The 23,670-nt window shown below is 68.7% G+C and carries 22 protein-coding genes and 1 pseudogene; 11 read left to right on the forward strand and 12 right to left on the reverse strand.

What is annotated here, in order from left to right; genetic code table 11:
• Window positions 1-24 precede the first annotated feature (24 nt).
• Entirely contained in the window at window positions 25-1,836 is a 1,812-nt protein-coding gene (locus G432_RS11520; protein WP_015459001.1) for an ABCB family ABC transporter ATP-binding protein/permease, read from the forward strand.
• Between the two features lie 2 nt (window positions 1,837-1,838).
• Here G432_RS11520 and G432_RS11525 read toward each other — a convergent pair whose 3' ends face one another.
• The 7 genes from G432_RS11525 to G432_RS24340 all read right to left on the reverse strand — a co-directional run bounded on the left by G432_RS11525 (window position 1,839) and on the right by G432_RS24340 (window position 10,421).
• On the reverse strand, window positions 1,839-2,594 hold the full coding sequence (locus tag G432_RS11525; RefSeq protein WP_015459002.1) for a CPBP family glutamic-type intramembrane protease: 756 nt from the start codon (window positions 2,592-2,594) through the stop codon (window positions 1,839-1,841).
• A gap of 451 nt (window positions 2,595-3,045) precedes the next feature.
• On the reverse strand, window positions 3,046-4,419 hold the full coding sequence (locus G432_RS11530) for a glutamate--cysteine ligase (protein ID WP_015459003.1): 1,374 nt from the start codon (window positions 4,417-4,419) through the stop codon (window positions 3,046-3,048).
• A gap of 64 nt (window positions 4,420-4,483) precedes the next feature.
• A complete protein-coding gene (locus G432_RS11535; protein ID WP_015459004.1) occupies window positions 4,484-4,843 on the reverse strand; it encodes a DUF4870 family protein in 360 nt (119 codons plus the stop codon).
• A 57-nt stretch (window positions 4,844-4,900) separates the two neighbouring features.
• Window positions 4,901-5,656: a 16S rRNA (uracil(1498)-N(3))-methyltransferase gene (locus G432_RS11540; protein ID WP_015459005.1), complete on the reverse strand. Its 756-nt coding sequence runs from the start codon at window positions 5,654-5,656 to the stop codon at window positions 4,901-4,903.
• A 41-nt stretch (window positions 5,657-5,697) separates the two neighbouring features.
• Window positions 5,698-7,896: a putative bifunctional diguanylate cyclase/phosphodiesterase gene (locus tag G432_RS11545; RefSeq protein WP_015459006.1), complete on the reverse strand. Its 2,199-nt coding sequence runs from the start codon at window positions 7,894-7,896 to the stop codon at window positions 5,698-5,700.
• A gap of 237 nt (window positions 7,897-8,133) precedes the next feature.
• Window positions 8,134-9,417, reverse strand: coding sequence for a UDP-N-acetylglucosamine 1-carboxyvinyltransferase (gene murA, locus G432_RS11550; RefSeq protein ID WP_015459007.1), 1,284 nt, complete (start codon window positions 9,415-9,417; stop codon window positions 8,134-8,136).
• Window positions 9,418-9,647: 230 nt separating this feature from the next.
• Complete coding sequence (locus tag G432_RS24340) at window positions 9,648-10,421, reverse strand: cold-shock protein (protein WP_015459008.1); 774 nt, start codon at window positions 10,419-10,421, stop codon at window positions 9,648-9,650.
• Between the two features lie 255 nt (window positions 10,422-10,676).
• Between G432_RS24340 and G432_RS11560 the strand changes: the two genes are divergently transcribed.
• Genes G432_RS11560 through G432_RS11575 form a run of 4 tightly spaced genes read left to right on the forward strand, consistent with a single transcriptional unit; the run spans window position 10,677 to window position 13,307 of the window.
• Window positions 10,677-11,474, forward strand: coding sequence for a TerC family protein (locus G432_RS11560; protein ID WP_015459009.1), 798 nt, complete (start codon window positions 10,677-10,679; stop codon window positions 11,472-11,474).
• Between the two features lie 51 nt (window positions 11,475-11,525).
• The gene (locus G432_RS11565) at window positions 11,526-12,143 is read left to right on the forward strand and encodes a ribonuclease D (RefSeq protein WP_015459010.1); all 618 of its coding nucleotides are present in this window, start codon (window positions 11,526-11,528) and stop codon (window positions 12,141-12,143) included.
• Window positions 12,136-12,774, forward strand: a complete 639-nt coding sequence (gene lptC / locus G432_RS11570; protein WP_015459011.1) for an LPS export ABC transporter periplasmic protein LptC — start codon at window positions 12,136-12,138, stop codon at window positions 12,772-12,774. Before G432_RS11565 ends, lptC begins: the two co-directional genes overlap by 8 nt.
• Before the next feature lie 5 nt (window positions 12,775-12,779).
• A complete protein-coding gene (locus G432_RS11575; RefSeq protein ID WP_015459012.1) occupies window positions 12,780-13,307 on the forward strand; it encodes an LptA/OstA family protein in 528 nt (175 codons plus the stop codon).
• Between the two features lie 36 nt (window positions 13,308-13,343).
• Here G432_RS11575 and G432_RS11580 read toward each other — a convergent pair whose 3' ends face one another.
• A complete protein-coding gene (locus G432_RS11580) occupies window positions 13,344-14,339 on the reverse strand; it encodes an adenosine kinase (RefSeq protein ID WP_015459013.1) in 996 nt (331 codons plus the stop codon).
• 83 nt (window positions 14,340-14,422) lie between these two features.
• On the opposite strand from G432_RS11580, the gene G432_RS11585 reads away from it, so the two are divergent.
• The 3 genes from G432_RS11585 to G432_RS11595 all read left to right on the forward strand — a co-directional run bounded on the left by G432_RS11585 (window position 14,423) and on the right by G432_RS11595 (window position 16,597).
• On the forward strand, window positions 14,423-15,034 hold the full coding sequence (locus G432_RS11585; protein ID WP_015459014.1) for an EI24 domain-containing protein: 612 nt from the start codon (window positions 14,423-14,425) through the stop codon (window positions 15,032-15,034).
• A gap of 73 nt (window positions 15,035-15,107) precedes the next feature.
• Window positions 15,108-15,479, forward strand: coding sequence for a hypothetical protein (locus tag G432_RS11590; protein WP_015459015.1), 372 nt, complete (start codon window positions 15,108-15,110; stop codon window positions 15,477-15,479).
• A 182-nt stretch (window positions 15,480-15,661) separates the two neighbouring features.
• Entirely contained in the window at window positions 15,662-16,597 is a 936-nt protein-coding gene (locus tag G432_RS11595) for an alpha/beta fold hydrolase (protein WP_015459016.1), read from the forward strand.
• A 21-nt stretch (window positions 16,598-16,618) separates the two neighbouring features.
• On the opposite strand, the gene queG is transcribed toward G432_RS11595, so the two are convergent.
• A complete protein-coding gene (queG, locus tag G432_RS11600; RefSeq protein ID WP_015459017.1) occupies window positions 16,619-17,770 on the reverse strand; it encodes a tRNA epoxyqueuosine(34) reductase QueG in 1,152 nt (383 codons plus the stop codon).
• A gap of 111 nt (window positions 17,771-17,881) precedes the next feature.
• On the opposite strand from queG, the pseudogene G432_RS11605 reads away from it, so the two are divergent.
• The 3 genes and pseudogenes from G432_RS11605 (at window position 17,882) to msrB (ending at window position 20,647) form a co-directional block, all read left to right on the forward strand.
• Window positions 17,882-18,821, forward strand: a pseudogene (locus G432_RS11605) (ABC transporter ATP-binding protein).
• Window positions 18,818-20,041 carry an ABC transporter permease gene (locus G432_RS11610; RefSeq protein ID WP_015459018.1) on the forward strand — a complete coding sequence of 408 codons (1,224 nt, stop codon included), beginning with the start codon at window positions 18,818-18,820 and terminating at the stop codon, window positions 20,039-20,041. The pseudogene G432_RS11605 and the gene G432_RS11610 overlap by 4 nt, the downstream one beginning before the upstream one ends.
• A gap of 105 nt (window positions 20,042-20,146) precedes the next feature.
• Complete coding sequence (msrB, locus tag G432_RS11615) at window positions 20,147-20,647, forward strand: peptide-methionine (R)-S-oxide reductase MsrB (protein ID WP_015459019.1); 501 nt, start codon at window positions 20,147-20,149, stop codon at window positions 20,645-20,647.
• A 12-nt stretch (window positions 20,648-20,659) separates the two neighbouring features.
• Here the strand turns inward: msrB and G432_RS11620 are convergent, their stop codons facing one another.
• The 3 genes from G432_RS11620 to G432_RS11630 form a co-directional block, all read right to left on the reverse strand.
• Window positions 20,660-21,415: an isocitrate lyase/PEP mutase family protein gene (locus G432_RS11620; RefSeq protein ID WP_015459020.1), complete on the reverse strand. Its 756-nt coding sequence runs from the start codon at window positions 21,413-21,415 to the stop codon at window positions 20,660-20,662.
• Window positions 21,416-21,519: 104 nt separating this feature from the next.
• Window positions 21,520-22,320 carry a LytR/AlgR family response regulator transcription factor gene (locus tag G432_RS11625; RefSeq protein WP_015459021.1) on the reverse strand — a complete coding sequence of 267 codons (801 nt, stop codon included), beginning with the start codon at window positions 22,318-22,320 and terminating at the stop codon, window positions 21,520-21,522.
• Entirely contained in the window at window positions 22,317-23,411 is a 1,095-nt protein-coding gene (locus G432_RS11630) for a sensor histidine kinase (protein ID WP_015459022.1), read from the reverse strand. The genes G432_RS11625 and G432_RS11630 overlap by 4 nt, the downstream gene beginning before the upstream one ends.
• Between the last annotated feature and the right edge of the window lie 259 nt (window positions 23,412-23,670).

Consider the following 23,670-nt stretch of genomic DNA (forward strand, 5'->3'; position numbering starts at 1 on the left):
CAAGCGTGCTCTATCTAGGGCGCCATGCCGCCTGATCGCCCACCCGACACCGCCAGCCCGGAAGCCGGCCTCGCCGCGCTGAAGCGCTTCCTCCCCTATCTGTGGCCCGCCGACAATCCGGCGCTGCGGCTGCGCGTGGTGGTCGCGCTGGCGCTGGTGTTGCTGGCCAAGGCGGCGACGCTGGTCATGCCCTTCGCCTACAAGGCGGCGATCGACCGGATGGCGCCGGGACTGGAACCGGCGGTGGGCCTCGCGGTCGCGCTGGTGGTTGCCTACACCGCTGCGCGCTTCGGTGGCGTGCTGTTCGACAATATCCGCAACGCCATCTTCGAACGCGTCGGCCAGGATGCCGCGCGGCGGCTGAGCGAGGACGTGTTCCGCCACCTCCACGCGCTGTCGCTGCGCTACCACCTCGAACGCCGCACCGGCGCGCTGACCCGCATCATCGAGCGCGGCACCAAGAGCATCGACACGATGCTCTATTTCCTGCTGTTCAACATCGCGCCGACGATCATCGAGCTTGTGGCGGTATGCGCCATCTTCCTCGTCAAGTTCGGCTGGGGGATGGTGGTGGCGACGCTGGTGATGGTGGCCGCCTATATCCTCTTCACCCGCCGCGTGACCGAATGGCGCATGGCGGTGCGCCGGCTGTGGGCCGAGCAGGACGGCGCCGCCACCCAGCGTGCGGTGGATTCGCTGCTGAATTACGAGACGGTCAAATATTTCAATGCCGAGGATGTCGAGCAGCGGCGCTACGCCACCGCCGTCCGCCGGCTGACCGACACGACGGTGAAGGTGGAGACGTCGCTCGCCGCGCTCAATATCGGCCAGTCGCTGATCACCAACCTGATGATGGCCGGCGCCATGGCCTATACGGTGTGGGGATGGTCGCGCGGCATGTTCACCACCGGCGATGTCGTGCTGGTCAACACGCTGCTGGCCCAGCTTTTCCGTCCGCTCGACATGCTGGGCATGGTCTATCGCGAGATCCGCCAGGGGCTGATCGACATGGAGGCGATGTTCGGCCTGATCGATACGCCGCCCGAGGTGGTGGACAGGCCCGGCGCGCCGGCGCTCAAGGTCGCGGGCGGCGCGCTGCGTTTCGAGGACGTGCGCTTCGGCTACGATCCCGACAGGCAGATATTGAAGGGCGTGAGCTTCGCCATCCCGGCGGGGGGCACGCTGGCGGTGGTCGGGCCTTCGGGCGCGGGCAAGTCCACGCTCGCCCGGCTGATCTACCGATTCTACGAGATCAGCGGCGGCCGCATCACCATCGACGGGCAGGACATAAGGGAGGTCAGCCAGTCGAGCCTGCGCCGCGCGATCGGCATCGTGCCGCAGGATACGGTGCTGTTCAACGATACGATCGGCTACAACATCGCTTATGGCCGCGACGGCGCGACGCACGAGGACGTGGAGGCGGCGGCGCGCGGGGCGGCGATCGACAGCTTCATCCGGTCGCTGCCGCAGGGCTATGACACGCGGGTGGGCGAACGCGGCCTCAAGCTTTCGGGCGGCGAGAAGCAGCGCGTGGCGATCGCCCGCACGCTGCTGAAGAATCCGCCGATCCTGATCCTGGACGAGGCGACCAGCGCGCTCGACAGCCGCACCGAGGACGAGATCCAGACGACGCTGGATGCGATTTCGGAACGGCGCACGACGATCATCATCGCCCATCGCCTTTCCACCGTGGTCCATGCCGACGAGATCGTGGTGATGGAGGCGGGCCGCGTCGTCGAGCGGGGATCGCATGCCGCCCTGCTGGAGGAACGCGGCGTCTATGCCGAGATGTGGGCGCGCCAGCAGGCGGAGCGCGCGGCCGAGCTGGTGGAGTAAGATCAGGCCCGCGCCGGCCGCCGGAACTTCCAGACCAGAAGGAGGGCGAGCGCGGCGCTGCCGAGGCGGAGGCCGATGCCCAGCCAACCCGAGGCTGCGTTTTCCGACACGGCGAATATCGTCCAGGCGGCGTTGAGCGAGGCGTGGAGCACCCAGCCGCTCCAGATGCCGTAGCCGTCCAGCGCATCGAGCAGCGCGAAGATCGCGCCGCCCAGGCCGGTGATGACGAAGATCTGCAGGGCCATGGCGCTGAATTCACCGCCGCCCGATCCGATCCAGTGGACGAGGCCGAAGCCGATTGCCTGCACGGCCACCGCCAGCCCGAGCGGCCAGCCCAGCGCCCGCCGGGCGAAGATGAAGCCGAAGCCGCGAAAGGCGATCTCCTCGGCCAGCGGGAAGGCGAAGGCGAGCAGCGCGAGATCGAGCGCGGACCAGTCGCGGGCCAGCGTGCCGCTGACCGCGAGGCCGATCCAGCAGGGCAGGGTGGCCAGCGCGGTGAGCAGCGGCCCGCGCCAGCCGTTGAAGCCAAGGCCGAGGCTGCGGGGCACCCCGGCGAAACGGCGGAGCAGCAGGGCGGCGGCGGCCAAGACGATGGCGACCGCCAGCAGATTATCGAGAATCGACCCGCCATAAGGGATGGGCAGGCGGGGAATCGGCAGCCCCACGGCGGCCGCGAGATCGCGCGCCTCCTGCGAAAGCGCGAGGACCAGGACGACCGCGATGCCGGACAGCCAGCCGCGAAGCGCGTTCCGTTGCAAGACCGTGAGCCCCCATTTGTTTCAGGCGAGTGGCTTGCTGTGTTGCATGGGTGATACGGTGAGGCAATGGGGTGCGCCAGGATCGTAAGCGAAGTCCGGGCTGCGCGGGCAGGCCCCAGCCGATAGGTTGCCGGGTTTCGGAATGCCGGACGGGCCTGACTGACGACCGAAAACCGAGGGAGCGGACATTTCGCAGTCTCCTCCCTCCCCCAAAAAATTCGTCATTCCCGCGCAGGCGGGAATCCATTGTGTCGGGAGCTATCGGCTTAATCGAATCAGCCGCCGCCCATGGATTCCCGCCTGCGCGGGAATGACGAGTGGGAAAAGGCAAGTTGGCGGCCTCTCCACCGCTGCAGATGCGAGTCCGGCAGGGGGGCGAGGAAGGGGCAAGTTTTTCCCCCGGCTTCCCGCCGCTGCCGCCCGCGCTGGCCCGACGATCTGGGGCGGCCCCTTAGAAGCGCATGTCCTCATAGACGCGGGAGATGTCGCCGCCCCATTCGCCATGATATTTGTCGAGGAGGCGTTCGGCCGGGGTCTTGCCGGATTCGACGATCTCGCGGATCGGATCGAGATAGCCCTGTTCGCTGTCGCCGGCGCCGTTGAGGCGGGCGCGGGCCGAAAGGCCGGCATCGGCGATGGCGAGGATCTGCTGGCCGAGCTGCTGGAAGGTGCGGCCGCGCGGTCCCTGGGCCTTGAGGCCGAGCCTCGGCACCTCGGCGCGGATGCGGTGATGGTCCTCGATCGTCCAGTGCTTCACCTCGTCCCACGCGGCGTCGAGCGCGGTCTGATCGTAGAGCAGGCCCACCCAGAAGGCGGGCAGCGCGCAGATCCGGCCCCAGGGGCCGCCATCGGCGCCGCGCATCTCCAGGAAGCTTTTCAGCCGCACTTCGGGGAAGGCGGTGGAAAGATGATCGTTCCAGTCGCCCAGGCGCGGCTTTTCGCCCGGCAGCGCCGGCAGCTCGCCCTTCAGGAAGTCGCGGAAGCTCTGGCCGGCGGCATCGACATAGCCGCCGTCGCGGAAGACGAAATACATCGGCACGTCGAGCATGTAATCGGCATAGCGTTCATAGCCGAAGCCGTCCTCGAACACGAAGGGCAGCATGCCGGTGCGGTGCGGATCGGTATCCGTCCAGATATGGCTGCGGAAGGAGAGGAAGCCGTTGGGCTTGCCTTCGGTGAAGGGCGAATTGGCGAAGATCGCGGTGGCGAGCGGCTGGAGCGCCAGGCTGACGCGGAACTTCTTCACCATGTCCGCTTCGCTGGAATAATCCAGATTGGCCTGGATGGTGCAGGTGCGCAGCATCATGTCCAGCCCGAGGCTGCCGACGCGCGGCATGTGGCGGAGCATGATCTCGTAGCGGCCCTTGGGCATGATCGGCAGGTCGGCGCGGGTCTTGTCCGGCCAGAAGCCGAGGCCGAGATAGCCGAGGCCGAGCCGGTCGCCCACCGCCTTCACCTGTTCCAGATGACGGCCGGTTTCCGCGCAGGTCTGGTGCAGGTTCTCGAGCGGCGCGCCGGAAAGCTCGAGCTGGCCGGCCGGCTCCAGGCTGACATTGCCGTCCGGGCCGGCGAGCGCGATGACGTTCTCGCCCTCATAGACCGGTTCCCAGCCATATTTGGTGAGCCCGATCAGCAGCGCGTGGATGCCGCCCGGCTCCTCATAGGAAGGCGCGCGATGATCCTTGAGCCAATAGACGAACTTCTCATGCTCGGTGCCGACGCGCCAGCGTTCGCGGGGCTTTTCGCCGTTCGCGAAGATGGAGAGAAGGTCGTCGCGACCCTCGATCAAGGGGTCTTCCTGGCCCGATGCGGTGCGCGTGCTCATTCTCGCGCCCATAGCGACCGGAGCGGCCCTTAGCCAGTGATCAGTTGCGGTTGGAGACGCGCCGCTACCAGAGCCAGCTTTCCGGGTTGGCGATGGGCTGGCGCTTCTGCGCGGCGAGAAGGGCGAGCACGGTGCGCACCACCACCCAGATGCCGATCACCACGAAGCCGATGAAGCCGATCAGCACCAGCATCAGCACCGTCGACACGCAAGCGGCGACCAGCGCGATCCAGAAAGTGCGGATGTGGAAGGTGTAATGGCTCGTCTCCCAGCCCGATCCGGCTTCGCCCCGCCAGACATAAGCGAGGATCAGGCCGATCAGCGCGGTGATGCCGACCACGAAGCTGCCGAGATAAAGCAGCGCGATGATCGTGGGATGATTGAGGTCGAAGCCCGCCTGCGGGCTGGTGCCGGGTTCGTTCATTGCGATCCTGCCCCCGTTCCTGTTGGCCGGTGGAGGATGGCAGGCCCGCGATATTTTTCAAATATTTTCCGAGCGCCAGTCCCCGGCCGTCGCCATCCAGATCGCGACCGCGGCGGCGGCGGCGGTCTCCGCGCGCAGGATGCGGGGGCCGAGCGTGACCGGCACCGCCTGCGGCAGGGCGCGGATCGTGGCGCGCTCTTCATCGGTGAAGCCGCCTTCGGGGCCGATCAGGATCGCGGCCGGGCCGGGGCGGGCGACGGCGGCGAGCGGCCGCGCATCGCCCGCCTCGTCGGCGAAATAGAGCGCGCGATCGGCGGGCCAGGCGCGGAGCAGAGCGTCGAGCTTCTCCGGCTCGGCAAGGGTGGGCAGCGCGGTGCGGCCGCATTGCTCAGCCGCCTCGATCATGTGTGTGCGCAGCCGTTCGCCGTTCAGCCGATCGACGATGGTGCGCCGGGTGATTACGGGGGCGAGGCGGGCGACGCCCAGCTCGCACGCCTTTTCGGCCACCCAGTCGATCCGGCCCTTCTTGATGGGCGCGGCGAGCAGCCACAGGTCGGGCACCGCCTCGCGCGGGGCGAGATGGCCCGTGACGGCGAGGCGGAGCGCGCGCTTCGATATCTCCACCACCTCGGCAAGCCATTCACCGCTCCGGTCGTCGAACAAGCGGACGGGATCGCCCGGCTTCAGCCGCATGACGTTGCCGAGATAATTGGCGGCGGCGCCTTCGACCGGAACGGAAATCCCGGTATCGAGCGGGGTATCGACGAACAGGCGGGGCGTGCTGGCCGGCGGCCAGGCGGGGGTTGCGGGCATGATCCGGCTCCTACCGGAATCGCCGGGGCCGGGAAATCCCCTCAGGCGGCGATGCCGGCGTCGAACCAGCTGCCGATCGCGCGGGCGGGCATCGGCTTCGACATCAGATAGCCCTGCAGGGTGCCGCAGCCGATCGCCGCCAGCCATTCGGCCTGGCCGTCGGTTTCGACGCCCTCGGCGGTGACGGCGATGCCGCGCGCATTGGCGAGGCCGACGATGGCGCGGATGATGGCGCTGCCGCCTTCCCGCCGGTTGATGCCGGCGACGAAGGAGCGGTCCACCTTGATGCGATCCACCGCGAAGGTGCGCAGATGGGTGAAGGAGGAATAGCCGGTGCCGAAATCGTCGAGCGCGATCCGCACGCCTTGCGCGCGCAGCGCCGCGACATTGGCGCGGCAGATATCCTCATCCTCGACGAAGCTGGTCTCGGTGATCTCCAGCTCGACGCGGCGGGGCTCGATGCCGCTCGCCGTGATCGCCTCCTGGACGATATCGACGAGCGCCGGATTGCGGAGCTGCACCGCCGAAAGATTGATGGCGATGCTTTCCAGCGGCCAGTCGCGCGCGGCGGCCAGCGCCTCGCGCAGCACCCATTCGCCGATCGGCTCGATCAGGCCGCATTCCTCGGCGATCGGCACGAAGGTGGCCGGCGCCATCAGCCCGAGCAGGGGATGGCGCCAGCGGACCAGCGCCTCCGCGCCGATCACCGCCCGGGTGCGGGCATCGTGGACGGGCTGGTAGTAAAGCTCGAACTGGTTGCCGGCGGCGATCGCCTCGCGCAGGTCCTTCTCGATCGCCTGGCGGCGCTGGACGGAGGCGTCCATCGCTTCCTCGAACAGGACGACGCGGCCCCGGCCGCGCGCCTTGGCCTCGTAGAGGGCGATATCCGCCTTGCGGCCGAGGTCGACGCGATCGGTGCTGTGGAGCGGCGCGATCGCCACGCCGATGCTGACGCCGACGCAAACCATGGTGCCGTCGACGTCGAACGGCTCGTTGAGGGCGGTGGCGATGCGCTGGCACAGCCGCTCGACGCTTTCGATGGTGGGGGCATGCGCCTGGATGATGGCGAATTCGTCCCCGCCGAGGCGCGAGACCGTGTCGGTATCGCGCGTCACCGCCTTCAGCCGCGCGCTGACCTGGCAGAGCAGCTGATCGCCGGCGGGGTGGCCCAGCGTGTCGTTGACCGGCTTGAAGCGATCGAGATCGAGGCACAGCATGGCGAGCGGCGTGCCGCCGCGCCGGACGGCGACGAGCGCCAGATCCATGCGGCTGCGGAACAGGGTGCGGTTGGCGAGCCCGGTGAGGTTGTCGTGGAGCGCGAGATGCTGGGCGTGCGCCTCGCTGGCCCTGAGGGCTGTGAGCGTGCGGCGGATGTGGAGCAGCAGCAGGGCCACGATCAGCGTGATCGCCAGCAGGGCCACGATCAGCACCGGCGCCACCTTGCCCATCACGCGGCTGCCCGGCGCGAAGCTGTTCCAGACCAGATAGCCCACCGTTTCGCCCCGGCGGGACCGGATCACGGCATGGGATTGGCCAGGGACGGGCTGGAGAGCCCAGGAGAAACGGGCGCCGTCCAGCAGATATTGCCGGGCCATCGCTTCGAGAAACGGCCCGTCGAGATGCTGGACGCTGACGAGCAGCGGCTCGGAACCCGGCGCCTGCGCCGCCCGGTCCTGATCCCCGACGATCGGCTTGACGCTGACCACCGCCGGATGGCCGTCGATGACGGTGATGTCGCTGGCGCCGGGGCTGTAGCCGCTGGTCGCGGGGTCGACGGCGTCCCCCCGGTCCGGCGCGCGCAGGCTGGCGCGCAGCGCGGCGACCAGCGGCAGGGCTTCGCCGCCGATCGCGCCGAAGGCGGTGGGGGCCGCGCGACGCCCGCCGCGCAGCGCATAGATCGGCCGGTTGGCGGCATCGAGGATGAAGATGTCGTCATGGCCGTAATAGGTGTGCAGCCAGCGGCCGATATTGCCGTCGATCCAGTCGAGATCGGGCGGGTCGGCGCGCACGCCGCGCAGCGCTTCATCCCACAGCGTGATCGCTTCCTGATCGTGGGCGACGCGGGTGGCATTATCCTTGAGGATGGTATCGACCATCATGGCCTGGCGGCGCTCGGAAAGCGCATCCGCCTCGCGCGTCGCCCAGACCAGCAGGACCGCCACAGTCGCGGCGAACAGCACCACCACCGCCGTGATCGGCAGGAGGAACTGACGGAGGAAATCGTTCGTCCGCTTCGCCATCGGGCACCATGTTCAAGGACCGCCAAGTCCTATCTTAGGTGCGAATATTTAACAGTCTGCGCGGAGGACAAATTTAATTGGACGATGTCGGAGCGGATTTCACGGTTACTATCCGCCACTTGGGTGGATGCCATGATCGCGGCCCCTGTCGGCGATACCGTAAAATCCGCCTGTCCGCTCGTTTCTGATCCTCAACCAACCAAGGGCGGCGGCCGGCGAATCGCCGCGCGCGCGGGATCAGTCCCCGCCCGCGCGCTCGATGTCGGCACCGACCTGGGAGAGCTTCTCCTCCAGCCGTTCATAGCCGCGATCGAGATGATAGACGCGGTGGACCTGGGTCTCGCCCTCGGCGGCGAGGCCGGCGAGCACCAGGCTCATCGAGGCGCGCAGATCGGTGGCCATCACCTCGGCGCCGCGCAGCTTCTCGACCCCGCGCACCACGGCGGTGCGGCCGCGCACCTGGATATCCGCGCCCATGCGGGTGAGTTCCGGCACGTGCATGTAGCGGTTCTCGAAGATGGTTTCGGTAAGCACGCTGGCTCCGTCCGCCAGCGCCAGCATCGCCATGAACTGGGCCTGCATGTCGGTGGGGAAGGCGGGGAAGGGCGCGGTGGACAAGGTCAGCGCACGCAGCCGGCCGTCGGCGGCGACGGTGATGCCGCCGTCGCGCACGGCGACATGGACGCCGGCCTGGCGCAGATCGTCGATCACCGCCTGCATGTCGTCCGCCTTCGCGCCGACGAGATCGAGCTCACCCCCGGTGATCGCGGCCGCGCAGGCATAGCTGCCGGCCTCGATGCGATCGGGCATGACGCGATATTCGGCGCCGTGCAGCCGGGGCTTGCCCTGGATGACGAGCCGTTCGGTGCCGATGCCGTCGATCTCCGCGCCCATGGCGACCAGGCAGTTGCAGAGATCGGTGATCTCGGGCTCGCGCGCGGCATTGTCGATGATCGTTTCGCCGCTGGCGAGGACGGCGGCCATCACCGCATTTTCCGTCGCGCCGACCGATACGACCGGGAAGACGATCCGCCCGCCCTTGAGGCCGCCGTCCGGCGCGATGGCGCGGACATAGCCGGCGGCCAGCTCGATCTCCGCCCCCAGCGCTTCCAGCGCCTTCAGGTGCAGATCGATCGGCCGGTTGCCGATCGCGCAGCCGCCGGGCAGCGACACCGTCGCCTCGCCGGCGCGGGCCAGCAGCGGCCCCAGCACCAGGATCGAAGCGCGCATCTTGCGGACGATATCGTAGGGCGCGACGGTGGCGGCGATGCGCTGCGCATCCATCGTCATCACGCGGCCATATTCGCCGTCCGGCCCGCGCGAGACCTTCGTTGTCACGCCCAGCTCGTTGAGAAGATGGCCGAAGCTGTCGACATCGGCGAGGCGCGGCAGGTTGCCGAGCGTCAGCTTGTCGTCGGTCAGCAGCGAGCAGGGCATGAGGGTGAGGGCGGCGTTCTTGGCGCCCGAAATCGGCAAGCGGCCGGCGAGGCGCTGGCCGCCGCGAATGATGATGCGATCCATGAAAAGGCTTCTATCGTTTCGCGCCGCGCGCGCAAGCGGCGGCAGCGGCGCGGCATGGGCGGGCGGGGCCCGATTCGCGATGGATGGGCCGGATGGGCCGGGCGAACGTGAGCGATCGTGGGCGACGTGGCCTGCGGTTGCGGCGCGCCGCCAGCAAAAAGCCCGGCGCCGCCTTGGGGCGGGCCGGGCCTTTCATGCGATCCAGCGGGCCGAAGCCCGCCAGCCGGAGCTTACTGGATCGGGTTCAGGTTCACCGCGGCATATTTGCCGCGACGATCGACCTCGAGTTCGAACTCCAGCCGATCACCCTCGTTGAGGTTGGTCATGCCGGCCCGTTCGACGGCCGAGATGTGGACGAAGGCGTCCGGCTGGCCGTCATCGCGCTGGATGAAGCCGAAGCCCTTCATCGCGTTGAAGAACTTCACCGTGCCGCTGGCGCGTTCGCCGGTCAACTGGCGCTGCGGGCCGCCACGGGCGCCGGCATCGCGCGGCGCGCGATCCTCGACCGGAAGCGGTTCGCCGTCGATCTTGAGATCGGTGGCCGAGATACGGCCGCCGCGATCGACGAGGGTGAAGCCCAGCGGCTGCCCTTCGGCAAGACCGGTGAGGCCGGCCTGTTCGACCGCCGAGATGCGGACGAACACGTCTTCGCCGCCATCGTCGCGGACGATGAAGCCGAAGCCCTTCTGTCCGTTGAAGAATTTAACGACGCCAGTGCCTTCGCCGATCACCTGGGCGGGCATGCCGCGGCCACCGCCGCCGAAGCCGCTACCACCGCCGCCGAAGCCGCCACCGCCGCCACGGAAACCGCCGCCGCCGCCACCGCCGCCGAAGCGATCGCCGCCGCCGCCATAACCGCCGCCGCCGAAGCCGCCACCGCCGAAGCGATCGCCGCCGCCGCCGAAGCGGTCACCGCCACCGAAGCCGCCATAGCTTTCGTCGCCGAAACTGTCGCGCTTGTCCCTGCCGCCGCGCTGCCCGCGCCGTCCTCTATCGAAACTCATGCTTTGCCCAAGTCTTTCCCGTCGCCCCACGAATTTTCAAGTCCTCAAAGCCGGGCGCGGCCACGAGACTTCCGGCGCCGAAACCAGCGCGCCAGCCACTATCAATAGCGGAAAAAGAGCCCTGGCGCGAGAGCTTTCGACTCATCGCCCGCAAGGATGGGGCAACCGGTGTAGGATCGCAGCCGAATCCACGCTTTACAGTTTGTCGCACAGCCGCGCTTGTGAGGGACAAAACCAAGCGGCAAGGTGATCTTCATGACAGATATGCTTGCGATCTTCGCCGATCCCGCCGTGTGGGCGGCGTTGGTGACGCTGGTGGTGATGGAAGTCGTGCTCGGCATCGACAACCTCATCTTCATTTCCATCCTTTCGAACAAGTTGCCGCAGCATCAGCAGCGCCGCGCGCGGCGTCTGGGAATCGGCCTGGCGCTGGTGATGCGGCTGGCGCTGCTGTCGATGATCGCCTGGATCGTGGGGTTGACCGCGCCGGTGTTCGACCTGGGCTGGCAGGGCGTGCCGGATGCGCATGGCGTGCCCTCCTTCGAGACGCGATTTTCCTGGCGGGACATCATCCTGATCGTCGGCGGGCTGTTCCTGGTATGGAAGGCCACCACCGAGATCCACCATTCGGTGGACCCATCGCCGTCCGGGGATCTGCTGGACAAGAAGGCGCATGTGGCGTTGGGATTCGGCACCGCGATCATCCAGATCCTGCTGCTCGACATGGTGTTCTCGATCGATTCGATCCTGACCGCGGTGGGCATGACCGATCATCTGCCCGTGATGGTGATCGCCGTGATCGCCGCCGTCGCCGTGATGCTGCTGGCGGCCGATCCGCTGGCCGAGTTCATCGAGCGCAACCCCACGGTGGTGATGCTGGCGCTGGGATTCCTGCTGATGATCGGCGCGGTGCTGATCGCCGACGGCTTCGGCGTGCATGTGCCCAAGGGCTATATCTACGCGGCGATGGCCTTTTCGGCGGGCGTCGAGGCGCTCAACATCTGGCAGCGGCGCGCCCAGGCGAGGCGCGCCGAACGGCGGCAGGGGGCGTGAGCGGCCGATTCGGTTGTTGAGCGCGGGGCCTTGCGCGCTTATGCGGATGGGATGACCGTTCATTTCCACGAAGAGGACCTGCCGGCAGGCGTGCTCGCCCCCGGCCCCGTCGCCATCGATACCGAGACGATGGGGCTCGTCACCCAGCGCGACCGGCTGTGCGTCGTCCAGATATCTGACGGCCATGGCGACGAGCATCTCGTCCGCTTCGGCCCCGGCAGCGCCTATGACGCGCCCAATCTGAAGGCGGTGCTGGCCGATCCCGCGCGGCTCAAGCTCTATCATTTCGCCCGGTTCGATCTGGCGGCGATCAAATATTGGCTCGGGGTGATGGCCGAGCCCGTTTATTGCACCAAGACCGCATCGCGCCTGATTCGCACCTATACCGACCGGCATGGCCTGAAGGAGCTGGTGCGCGAGATCCTCGGCCAGGAAGTCTCCAAGCAGCAGCAGTCGTCCGACTGGGGCGCGCCCGAGCTGACCGACGCGCAGCGCGACTATGCGGCGTCCGACGTGCGCTTCCTCCACCAGCTTCGCGAGAAGCTGGACGAGCGGCTGGCGCGCGAAGGGCGGACCGCGCTGGCGCAGGCCTGCTTCGATTTCCTGCCGCACCGCGCGGCGCTGGACCTTGCCGGCTGGCCTGAGATCGACATCTTCGCGCATGTCTAAAGCCGCCGATCTTGCGCGCGGCGATCGCCAGTCCTGGGCCGCGCCGGGCGCGGGCCATGACCGCGTGATCGGCGTGCTCAGGATCCTGCTGCCCTGCGCGATCGGCGCGCTCGTCGCCATCCTCGCCGTGGCGCCGCTGACGATGGGGCGCGACATCTCCTTCGTCCTCGCCAAGGATCGGGTGGAGGTGGCCAGGGAAAGGCTGCGGGTCGCCGACGCCATCTATCGCGGCGAGGATTCGAAGGGCCAGCCCTTCGCCATCCGCGCGGGATCGGCGGTGCAGAAAAGCTCGCGCGATCCGGTGGTGAAGCTCGCCAATCTTTCCGCCGAGATCCAGCTGGCCGACGGCCCCGCCACCATCGGCGCCAAGACCGGCCGCTACGACATGGACAGCGAGAAGGTCTATATCGACGGCCCCGTGCGCTTCGACGGACCGGACCAGTATCGCCTCGACACGCGCGACGTGGAGGTCGACCTGAAGACCCGGCAGGTGGAAAGCGGGGGCGCGGTGGACGGGCAGATGCGGCTCGGCAATTTCAGCGCCAACCGGATGACCGCGGACCTCGCCGCCCGCACCGTCGTGCTCGATGGCCGTGCCCGCTTGCATATCGTGCAGCGCGGCGGCAGATGAGCAGCATGACCCGCCGACCAGCCATCCTCGCCACGATCCTGATCGGCCTCGCCGCCGGCCCCGCGATGAGCCAGAATTCGGTTTCGGCGCTCAAGGGGCATGACAGCAACGCGCCGGTGGACGTGGAGGCGGACCGCATCGAGGTGCAGGACCGCGCCGATCGCGCCATCTTCTCCGGCAACGTCAATGTCCGCCAGACCGACCTGACGATGAATTCGGCGCGGTTGACCGTGGCCTATGCCGGCGGCGCCAGCGGCACCCAGATCAAGCGGCTGGATGCGTCCGGCGGCGTGACGGTGCGCAGCCCATCGGAAACGGCGCGCGGATCGGTGGCGATCTATGATCTCGACCGCCGGCTGATCACCATGCTGGGCAATGTGACGCTGAACCAGGGCCAGAACACGGTGAACGGCAACCGGCTGGTGATCGACCTCAACAGCGGCCGTTCGACGATCGACGGCCAGGGCGTCGCCGGCGGCCAGGGCGGCCGCGTGACCGGGCGCTTCACCGTCCGGCAATCCAGCGGCAATTGAAGGGAACCGGGCGGGTCGCCCCGCCCGGGATCGCGATCAGCCCAGTTTCCGGGCGACGAGCGCCTTGATGTCGGCCACCGGACGGGGGCCGAAATGCGAAATCACCTCGGCCGCCGCGATCGCGCCCATGGTGAGGCTGTCCACCACCGAACGGCCTTCGGCCTGGCCGGCGAGGAAGCCGGCGGCGAACAGATCGCCCGCGCCGGTGGTATCGACCACGGCATCGATCGGCTGGGCGGGAACCGTGAAGCGCTCGCCGCCGCGCACGGCGATGGCGCCCTTTTCCGAACGGGTGACGACCAGGGTTTCGACCTGGCCGGCGGTGGCGGCGACGGCGGCCTCGAAATCCTCAGTCTGGTTGAGCGACAGGATCTCCGTTTCGTTGGCGAAGAGGATGTCGATCGCGCCGTCGGCGATCAGCGCCTTGAAGTCGTCGCGATGGCGCTCGATGCAGAAGGCGTCGGAAAGCGTGAAGGCAACCTTGCGGCCGGCATCCCGCGCGATGCGGATCGCCGTCTGCATCGCCGCGCGCGGCTCCGCCGGATCCCACAGATAGCCTTCGAGATACAGGATCGCGGCGGACGCGATCATGTCGCGATCCAGCGCCTCGGCCGGCAGGAACTGCGACGCGCCGAGATAGGTGTTCATCGTGCGCTGGCCGTCGGGGGTGACGAGGATCAGGCAGCGCGCCGTCGGCGGCTCGCCTTCGCGGGCGGGGGTGGCGAATTCCACGCCAAGCGCGCGGATGTCATGGACGAACACCTCGCCGAGCTGATCCTGGGCCACCTGGCCGATGAAGCCGCAGCGCCGGCCGAGTGCGGCCGCGCCCGCCACCGTGTTGGCGGCCGAACCGCCGCTCGCCTCGATCGCCTGGCCCATGCGGCCGTAGAGGCCGGTCGCGGTTTCGGTGTCGATCAGCCGCATCGATCCCTTGGCGACGCCTTCGTTCGCGATGAAGGCATCATCGGCCTGGGCAATGACATCGACGATGGCATTGCCGATCGCGACGATATCGAGGCGGGGTTCGGTCACGCGGGTCTCCCTGAGGTGGAAAAGCCGCGCCTAGACGGACGACGGGGATGGCGCAACCGGGGATGGGGCGGATAGATAGGGCCATGGTCCGCGCGCTCATGCTTTCGATCGGCCAGTTGGGTGATCCCCGCATCCGCCGGGTGCTGGTGAAATCCGTCACGCTGACGCTGGCGATCTTCGCCGTCACTGGCTTCGTGCTGGGCTGGGTGCTGACCGGGCGCGACCCTTGCGCGATCGTGAAAGGATATAGCTGCGCCATCGGATCGGCCGAGGGCGGGATCGCCGCCGCGCTGCTGGTGATCCTGGGCCTGTGGCTGCTATTCCCGGCGATCGCGGTGGGGGTGATCGGCCTGTTTTCCGACGAGGTGGTCGCCGCCGTGGAGGAACGCCATTATCCGGCGGAGGCGGCGCGCGCGCGGCCGCCCGGCTGGGGCGAGGCGCTGCGGCTGGGCCTGGGATCGGCGGGGCGGATGATCGGATATAATCTGCTGGCGCTGCCTTTCTATCTGCTGCTGCTGTTGACGGCGATCGGCCCGGTCGCCCTGTTCCTGGTGGTGAACGCCATTGCGCTGGGCCGCGACCTCGACGAGATGGTGGCGGTGCGCCATCTGGACGCGGCCTCGCGCAAGGCCCGCCTCGCGCCCACCCGTGGCGGCCGCGCGCTGACCGGCTTGTCGCCGCCGGCCTGTTCATGATCCCTGTCGTCAACCTCCTCGCCCCCGTGATCGGTGCGGCGCTGGCGACGCATCGTTTTCATGGGAGCCGCGGTTGAAGCGCAGATATTCGGTCCTGATCCTGCCCCTGCTGGCGCTGGCCGGCGCCTGCACCACCGCCGGCGGCGAGCACCCGGCCCCGATCGTGAACGCCCCGCCGCCGGCGATGGGGCTCGATCGGGTGCTGGGCAAGGACGCCCGCGCGCTCCACATGCTGTTCGGCGTGCCCGACCTCGATGTGCGCGAGGCGCAGGCGCGCAAGCTGCAATATACGGGGCCGGTCTGCGTGCTGGACGCCTATCTCTATCCGCCCGCGGCCGGGCAGGAGCCGGTGGTGCGCTACCTCGACGCGCGGACGCCGACGGGCGAGGATTTCGACCGGGCATCCTGCATCGCGGCGCTCAGCCGCCGGGTGGAGGCGCGCTGATCCGGCCCCGACGGCGCGGCGCCGGTTGCGCGGACAGCCGGAAGCTGACACCTAATGGCTGTCTTTCATGCCACCCCGACCCGGCGGGGTGGGTGGTCGGTGCCGGGCGAGCTCCGCCAATTCCGGGCAGGCCCCGATAGAGCCTTGCCGGTGATGGGGATATTCGGAGACGGGAGAAGATCATGAAGCGCATGATGATCGCCATTCTTGCCCTGTTCCTCCCCTTGCTGGCACCGCCGCCGGCAGCCGCGCTGGAATTCGGTTTCCCGAAGGGATTCCGATCCGAGGAAATCGCCACGAACGGCACGACGCTGCATGTCCGTTTCGGCGGATCGGGGCCGGCGGTGCTGCTGATCCACGGTTATGGCGACACCGGCGACATGTGGGTGCCGCTCGCCAGCTGGCTGATGCGCGATCATCTGGTGATCGTGCCCGACCTGCGCGGCCTGGGCCTTTCGGCCGTCGCCACGGGTGGCTTCACCAAGAAGAATCAGGCAGCGGACATGGCCGGTATCCTCGACCATCTCCACGCGGCGCGGGCCGATGTCGTCGGCCACGACATCGGCAACATGGTGGCCTTCGCGTTCGCTGAATCCTATCCCGAACGCACCACGCGCCTCGTGATGATGGACGCCCCCTTGCCCGGCGTCGGCCCGTGGGACGAGATACTGAAGAACCCGCTGCTCTGGCATTTCCGGTTCGGCGGGCCTGACATGGAGCGCCTCGTCGCGGGGCGCGAGCGCATCTATCTCGACCGGTTCTGGAACGAGTTCGCGGCGAGCCGGACCGCCTTTCCCGAGGATGCGCGGGTGCATTATGCGGCGCTTTATGCCGCGCCGGGGCGCATGCATGCGGGCTTTTCGCAATTCGCGGCGTTCGATCAGGACGTGATCGACAATCGCGCCTTCGTCGCCCGCGGGCCGCTGAAGATGCCGGTGCTGGCGATCGGCGGCAGCCAGTCCCTCGGCGGCACGATGGCGGCCATCATGCGATCGGCGGCGGACGACGTGACGGAGCTGGCCATTCCCGATTCCGGCCACTGGCTGATGGAGGAGCAGCCGCGCGCGACCGTCGACGCCATCGCCGCATTTCTGGAAGGACCAGCCCGGCCGCGATGAAGGCGGCGCGCCTATGGGCCGTTATGCTTCCATCGCCATGCCCAGCCATTCGGCGCGGACGGAGGCATCGGCCTCGGCCGGCAGGCGGCTTGCGCGCGCGGCCGCGAAGCCGGCGGGATCGATGCGTTCGAGCGCCCAGATCGCGGCGCCGCGCACCATGGGGGTGGGATCGTCCAGCAGGCGGAGGACGGCCGGCAGCAGGTGACGGCCGCGATCGTTGCCGGCGGCGATGAGCGCGTTGCGGACCATGCGGTCCCGGCCGATGCGCTTGATCGGCGATCCGGCGAAGACCGCGCGGAAGGCGGGATCGTCGAGCGCGAGGAGATCGGCGATCTCGGGCGCGGCCAGCTCCGCCCGCGCGGCGAAGGCGCGGTTGGCGGCGGCGGTGGCGGCGAACTTGTTCCACGGGCAGACGGCCAGGCAATCGTCGCAGCCATAGATGCGGTTGCCCATCGCCGCGCGAAATTCGTGCGGGATCGGGCCTTTGTTCTCGATGGTGAGGTAGGAGATGCAGCGCCGGGCATCGAGCCGGTAGGGCGCGGGAAAGGCGGCGGTGGGGCAGGCCCGCTGGCAGGCGTCGCACGATCCGCAGCCGCCCCGGCCGGGGCCGTCCGCCGCCAGATCGAGCGTCGTCATGATCGCGCCCAGGAACAGCCAGCTGCCATGATCGCGGCTGACGAGGTTGGTGTGCTTGCCCTGCCAGCCGAGGCCGGCCGCTTCGGCCAGCGGCTTTTCCATCACCGGCGCGGTATCGACGAACACCTTGAGATCGCCGCCCGCCCGATCGACCAGCCAGCGGGCCAGCGCCTTCAGCGCCTTCTTGACGATATCGTGATAATCCTGCCCCTGCGCATAGGCCGAAATGCGGGCGATGCCGGGCGTGTCCGCCAGCCGCAGCGGATCTTCGGCGGGCGCGTAGCTCATCCCCAGCATCACCACCGATTTCACGTCCGGCCATAGCGCGCGGGGCGAGCCGCGCTGGCCGGCGCGTTCCTCCATCCACAGCATGTCGCCATGCGCGCCGCTTTCCAGCCATTCGCGCAGGCGCATGGCCGAATCGGGCGTGGCATCGGCCGGCGCCACCCCGCAGGCGACGAAGCCGAGGCGGTGGGCCTCGATTTTCAGCTCCGCCGTCAACGCCTTGTTGTCGATATGATGGGATGGATGGGGCACGAAGGGCGGGAAACCTCGTCGATCTGGGTGGATGCGCCCCTTCCTTAGCCCGAACGGGCGGAAACGGGGAGGTGGGCATGGCGCCGGGCGGCGGCAGGACGGGATGCGGACGTGAACGGACATGCGATCGAGGCGCACGGGCTGGTAAAGGATTTCGGCGGATTCCGGGCCGTCGACGGCATCGACCTCGCGGTGCCGGCGGGATCGATATTCGGCGTGCTCGGCCCGAATGGCGCGGGCAAGACCACCACCTTGCGGATGCTGCTGGGCATCATCGATCCCGATGCCGGGCACCGCACCCTGCTGGGCGAGGCGCGGCCGCTGAAGGTGGCGCGGCAGGTGGGCTATCTGCCCGAGGAACGCGGCCTCTATCCGGGCATGCAGGCGCGCGAGGCGATCGCCTTCATGGGCGCGCTGCGCGGGCTGCCGCTGAAGGAAGGCCGCGCGCGGGCCGATCAAATGCTGGAGGCGCATGGCCTGGGCGCGGCGCGCCGCAAGCCGATCCGCACCCTTTCCAAGGGCATGGCGCAGACGGTGCAGCTATTGGGCACGCTGGTCCACCGGGCCCCGGCTGATCGTGCTGGACGAGCCCTTTTCCGGGCTGGATGCCCTGAATCAGGAACGGCTGGAAGCGGTGATCCGTGCGCAGGCGGCGGACGGCGTGACCATCCTCTTTTCCACCCATGTGATCGCCCATGCCGAACGATTGTGCCAGCGCGTGGCGATCATCGCCGGCGGGCGGGTGCGGTTCGAAGGCGGGGTGGAGGAGGCGCGCGCGCGGCTGAAGCCCGAGGTGCGGCTGGCGACGCGGGCGGCGGACGGGCCGTGGCGCGCGGCGCTGCCGTCCGGCGCGGTGCGTGAGGGCCACCTCTGGCGGTTCGCGCTGCCCGACAGCGGGGTCGAGCCGCTTTTGAAGGCGCTGATCGACGGCGGCGCGGGGATCGAGACGCTGTCGATCGAGCGGCCGGGGCTGCACGACGCCTTCGTCGCGATCGCCGGCGAGGCGGCGGCCAAGGCGATGGACGGGCATGCGCTGGAGGACGCGGCATGATCGACGTGATTCGCGCCGCCTGGGTGATCGCCCGCCGCGATTATGTGGCGAGCGTGTTCTCGCGCGCCTTCCTGCTGTTCCTGATCGGGCCGCTGCTGCCGATCCTGGCCGGGCTGCTGTTCAGCATCGCGGGTGCCGGCGGCGGCGCGGACCAGAAACGGCCGGCGGTGGCGGTGATCGCCGGCCCGGCGGAGGCGGAGCTGCTCCATGCCGCGCGCGGGCGGCTGGCCGAACGGCTCGGCGATGCGATGCTGCCGATGCTCCATATCGCGGCGCCCGAAGGCGGGGCAGAGGCCCAGACCCGGCGGTTGCTGGCGGACCGGAGCGACGGCGTGGTGGCGGTGGCGCGCGGCGGGATCGATGCGCCCCGGCTGATCGGCCCGCGGGCGGGCGTGGCCGACGTGCGCGGGCGGCTGGCGCTGATCTATGACGAGGCGCGCGCTGCCCGTGCGATGGCGGATGCCGGCGCGGCCGCGCCGGGGCCGGTGGCCTTCCGCGAGACGGTGGTGGAGCGCGCGGCCGGCCCCGATGCGGCGGGCCATGCCGCCACGGCGCGGGCGGGGCAACTGGTGCTGATGTTCCTCACCATGATCCTGGCGGGGATGCTGCTGTCCAACCTGATCGAGGAAAAATCGAACAAGGTGATCGAGGTGCTGGCCGCCGCCGTGCCGGTGGACGCGATCTTCCTGGGCAAGCTGGCGGCGATGCTCGCCATGTCGCTGACCGGGATCGCGGTGTGGGGGGCGATGGCCCTGCTGGCGCTGCGCGGCCTGTTCCCGGCGGTGACGCTGCCGGTGCCGGCGGTGGGCTGGGGGGCGTTCGTGGCGCTCGGCACCGTCTATTTCGTCGCCTGCTATCTGCTGCTGGGGGCGCTGTTCCTCGGCATCGGCGCGCAGGCATCGAGCGTGCGCGAGGTGCAGACGCTCTCCATGCCGGTGACGATGGGGCAATTGGGGGTGGTGGCGCTCGCCTCCAGCGTGGTGGCGGCGCCCGAGAGCGGGCTGGCGAAGGCGGCGACGGTCTTTCCGTGGAGTTCCCCCTTCGCGATGATCGCGCGGGCCGCCCAGGCGCCGGAGATCTGGCCGCACCTGCTGGCGATCGGCTGGCAGGCGCTGTGGATCGGCCTGATCATCCGCTTCGCGGCGCGGCGGTTCCGGGTGAGCGTGCTGAAATCGGGCGGGCCGCGCCGCCGCTGGTTCCGGCGGTGGCGGACCAGCTGAGCGGGCCGGCGCCGGGCCAGAATGTGATGTTCCGCGCATCTTCGGGCCGGGCCTGACAAGCGGAGGTGCCGTCCCCATATCGGTCCTGCAAGGCAGGAGGCCGGCATGGCGATGGACAGGCGGCAGATGCTGGGGGCCGGCGGCTTAGCGCTGGCGGCGGTGTCGATTGGCGCGGGGCGGCTGCTGGCGGGCGATGCCAGGGCGGAGGAGACCTTCCCCTACCGGCTTTCCGATGCCGAATGGCGGCGCAGGCTGGGGCCGGACGCCTATGCCGTGCTGCGCCGCGAGGCGACCGAGCCGCCGGGATCGAGCCCGCTGCTGAAGGAGCATCGCCCCGGCACCTTCACCTGCCGGGGCTGCGCGTTGCCGCTTTTCTCCTCGCGCACCAAATATAACAGCGGCACCGGCTGGCCGAGCTTCTGGCGGCCTCTGCCCGATGCGGTCGGCACGCGCGGCGATCGCAGCCTGGGCTATGCCCGCACCGAGGTGCATTGCCGGCGCTGCGGCGGGCATCTGGGCCATCTGTTCGACGACGGGCCGAGGCCGACGGGCAAGCGTTACTGCATGAATGGACTGGCGCTGGCCTTCGTGCCCGGAAAGGCCTGAGCAGCCCCGCCTTCAGGGATAGAGCGCGCGGGCGGCCTCGGTGACGGCGGCCATCGCCAGCCGGTAGGGGCCGGGGCCGTGGCTGATGCGGGCGACGCCGAGTTCGGCGAGGCGGGCGGCGGGCGGCACGGCCGGGAACATCATGATGTTGACGGGCAATGGCGATCGTTCGCACAACCGGGCGATCAGCCGTTCATCGGCCAGGCCGGGGGCGAAGAAACCGCTGGCGCCGGCATCGGCATAGGCCTGCGCGCGGACGAGGGCGTCGTCGATCGCGGCATCGTCATGCGCGGCGGCGGGCGCCTTCAGGAAGATGTCGGTGCGGGCGTTGACGAAGGCGTGGGACGCCGCCGCCCGCATCGCGGCGATGCGGGCCTGCTGGTCGCCGATCGGGCGGAGGCCGTTCCCGCCGATCTGCTGGTCCTCGATATTGAAGCCGATCGCGCCGATTCCGGCCGCGCTGGCGGCAGACCGGCCGACTTCGTCCGCCGTGGTGCCGTAGCCGCCCTCGAAATCCAGCGTCACCGGCAGATCGACCGCGGCGACGATCCGTTCGAGATTGGCGAGGACGAGGGCGAGCGGCAGCGCCTCGCCGTCATCGAGACCGTGGGCCGCCGCGACCGACCAGCTTCCCGTCGCCAGCGCCGGGGCCCCGGCATCGGCCACCGCCCGCGCGCTGCCCGCATCCCAGATGTTGAAGAGCTGGAGCGGGCGCCCCGGCACGTGGAGATCGGCGAAGATGCGGGCTTTGTCGGCGGTGGTCGGCACGGGCGGTCCCTTATGTTTGCGTGGACCCGCTCCTATCCCGCGACCGCCGGGACGGCATCCCGGCGATTGCGTTCAAGGCGCGGGCGCCGCTTCCCGGACGCGCCTCAGTGGACGAAGCGCGCCACCACGTCGCGATAGGAACGGCTGACCTTCACCTGCGCGCCCGAATCCAGCACCAGGAAGCATTCGCCATTGGTGTGGGGCTTTACCTGCTTCACCAGATCGAGGTTGACGATGGTGGAACGGTGGACGCGCTGGAAGCGGCGCGGATCGAGCCGCTTTTCCAGATCCTTCATCGTTTCGCGCAGGATCAGCGTGTTGTCGCCGGTATAGATGCACATATAGTCGCCGGCGGCATCGATCCGCTCGATCGTGTCGACGTCGACGCGGAAGATCTGGCCGCGATCCTTGATGTTGATCAGCTTTTCGAAGCGGCTGGAGGCCGGCGCGTCGGTTGCGTCGGGCATCGCCTCGGCGGCTTCGGGCGCATGTTCGGCCAGCGCCTCCTTGAGGCGGCCGGCTTCCTCGATGCTGCGCTTTTCTGCCAGCCGCTGGCGGACGCGATCGAGCGTGTCGGCCAGCCGTTCATTCTCGACCGGCTTCATCAGATAGTCCACGGCATCGGCCTCGAAGGCGCGCAGCGCGTGATCCGAATAAGCGGTGACGAACACGAACAGTGGCGGTTCGACCTCCATCAACCCCTGGACCACCGAGAAGCCGTCGAAGCCGGGCATCTGGATATCGAGGAAGACGAGGTCGGGCTTGTGCGTCTTGATGGCACGGATGGCTTCCCTGCCGTTGGTGCAGGTTTCGATGATTTCGACATCCTCATGCGCTTCCAGGCGGAGCTGCAGGCCCTGGATGGCTAGCGGCTCGTCGTCGACAAGGATGGTGCGGATGGTCATGCGGGTTCCTTGGGCTCTTCCGTCCTGAACGGTATTTCGATCATGACGCCGAACCCGGCCCCCCGTTCCCCCTGGATCTCGAAACGGTGGTCGGCGCCATAAGCCTGTGCCAGCCTGTCGCGGATATTCGCTAGGCCGACACCGGTCGAATATGTGGGGCGGTTCACCGCGTCGTGCAAGCCGGGTCCCGTATCGGACACGGTGATCTGCACCCGATCCCCGGCAAGCCGCGCGGATACGGCGATTTCCGCGCCCTCCTCCAGAGGCGTGACCGCATATTTTATCGCGTTTTCGACGAGCGGCTGGAGGAGAAGCGAGGGCAGCCGGGCCTGCGACACCGCCGGATCGATGTCGAAGCTGGGGCGGAGCCGGTCCTCGAACCGCATCTTCTCGATCTCCAGATAGAGCTTCAGCGTCTCCACCTCCTGCGCCAGCGTGACCTGGCCGGTGGGCTCGTTCACCAGCGTATAGCGCAGGAAGGAGGAAAGCCGCGACAGCATCGCATTGGCGCGATCGGTCTGCTTCAGCAGCACCAGCGTGGATATGGAGTTCAGCGTGTTGAACAGGAAATGCGGGTTGAGCTGGTAGCGCAGCATCGCGAGCTGGGCGGCCGACGCCTGGGTTTCCAGCTTCTGCAGCTGATCCGATTGCTGTTCGAGCAGCAGGTAGAAATTGATGCCGTAATAAAGCGCCGACCATGCGGCGAGCAGCGCGAAATCGAGCAGGATGGCGCCGAGGAATTGGACGCCCGACGGCATCTCTCCCGGTCGGTAGAAGGTGGCGTGCGCCCATACCTCGATCGTCGAGAAGGCGGCCGACGCGATCATCACCACGATGATCGATACGCCCCAGGTGATGATCGGCTTCTGGTGGATCAGCCGGCGGAAGATCGACGCCATCAGCAGGGTGAGCGAATAGCCGGTGGCGGTGTTAAGCGCGCTCGGCACCAGGAAGAGCACGCCCATGCCGTTGGCGAGCCCGCCCAGCGAGCGCAGGAGCAGATAGCCTGCCCATCCCGCCGACTGGAGAATCCAGAAGGCGCGGTTCTTATCGTCGAAAAAGGGTTTCGAGCCGAGGCTGAAGAGGGCCATGCGCCTCTGCATAGAGGCATTTCGCGCAATGGGGAATCACCCAACGCATGAGGAAGAAGGCGGCGGCGCGGGCACGGATGCGCGGTGCTGCCAAGTCCTTGAAGATGCAATTTGGTCGACGGGCATGACGTTTTTGTCGACAGGCGACCGGCCCGTCGCCTCATCGCGCAGGCCCGTCGACGCCCCCGCGACGCGCGCGGCCGTGCCGCCCTAGCAAAAGACCTGCGATTTGGTTCGGGGAAGTCGTTGCCGTGTCCGT

The organism is Sphingomonas sp. MM-1, from assembly GCF_000347675.2.
In the GTDB taxonomy this organism is placed as follows: Bacteria; Pseudomonadota; Alphaproteobacteria; order Sphingomonadales; family Sphingomonadaceae; genus Sphingomonas_E; species Sphingomonas_E fennica.

Bases quoted from the DNA above. Each gene is read 5' to 3' on its own strand.
- lptC (WP_015459011.1), top strand. From the start codon at position 12,136: ATGTCTAAAGCCGCCGATCTTGCGCGCGGCGATCGCCAGTCCTGGGCC.
- G432_RS11595 (WP_015459016.1), top strand. From the start codon at position 15,662: ATGAAGCGCATGATGATCGCCATTCTTGCCCTGTTCCTCCCCTTGCTG.
- G432_RS11575 (WP_015459012.1), top strand. From the start codon at position 12,780: ATGACCCGCCGACCAGCCATCCTCGCCACGATCCTGATCGGCCTCGCC.
- G432_RS11530 (WP_015459003.1), bottom strand. From the start codon at position 4,419: ATGAGCACGCGCACCGCATCGGGCCAGGAAGACCCCTTGATCGAGGGT.
- G432_RS11540 (WP_015459005.1), bottom strand. From the start codon at position 5,656: ATGCCCGCAACCCCCGCCTGGCCGCCGGCCAGCACGCCCCGCCTGTTC.
- msrB (WP_015459019.1), top strand. From the start codon at position 20,147: ATGGCGATGGACAGGCGGCAGATGCTGGGGGCCGGCGGCTTAGCGCTG.
- G432_RS11545 (WP_015459006.1), bottom strand. From the start codon at position 7,896: ATGGCGAAGCGGACGAACGATTTCCTCCGTCAGTTCCTCCTGCCGATC.
- G432_RS11625 (WP_015459021.1), bottom strand. From the start codon at position 22,320: ATGACCATCCGCACCATCCTTGTCGACGACGAGCCGCTAGCCATCCAG.
- G432_RS11560 (WP_015459009.1), top strand. From the start codon at position 10,677: ATGACAGATATGCTTGCGATCTTCGCCGATCCCGCCGTGTGGGCGGCG.
- murA (WP_015459007.1), bottom strand. From the start codon at position 9,417: ATGGATCGCATCATCATTCGCGGCGGCCAGCGCCTCGCCGGCCGCTTG.
- G432_RS11520 (WP_015459001.1), top strand. From the start codon at position 25: ATGCCGCCTGATCGCCCACCCGACACCGCCAGCCCGGAAGCCGGCCTC.
- G432_RS11610 (WP_015459018.1), top strand. From the start codon at position 18,818: ATGATCGACGTGATTCGCGCCGCCTGGGTGATCGCCCGCCGCGATTAT.
- G432_RS11585 (WP_015459014.1), top strand. From the start codon at position 14,423: ATGGTCCGCGCGCTCATGCTTTCGATCGGCCAGTTGGGTGATCCCCGC.
- G432_RS11565 (WP_015459010.1), top strand. From the start codon at position 11,526: ATGACCGTTCATTTCCACGAAGAGGACCTGCCGGCAGGCGTGCTCGCC.
- G432_RS11630 (WP_015459022.1), bottom strand. From the start codon at position 23,411: ATGGCCCTCTTCAGCCTCGGCTCGAAACCCTTTTTCGACGATAAGAAC.
- G432_RS24340 (WP_015459008.1), bottom strand. From the start codon at position 10,421: ATGAGTTTCGATAGAGGACGGCGCGGGCAGCGCGGCGGCAGGGACAAG.
- G432_RS11535 (WP_015459004.1), bottom strand. From the start codon at position 4,843: ATGAACGAACCCGGCACCAGCCCGCAGGCGGGCTTCGACCTCAATCAT.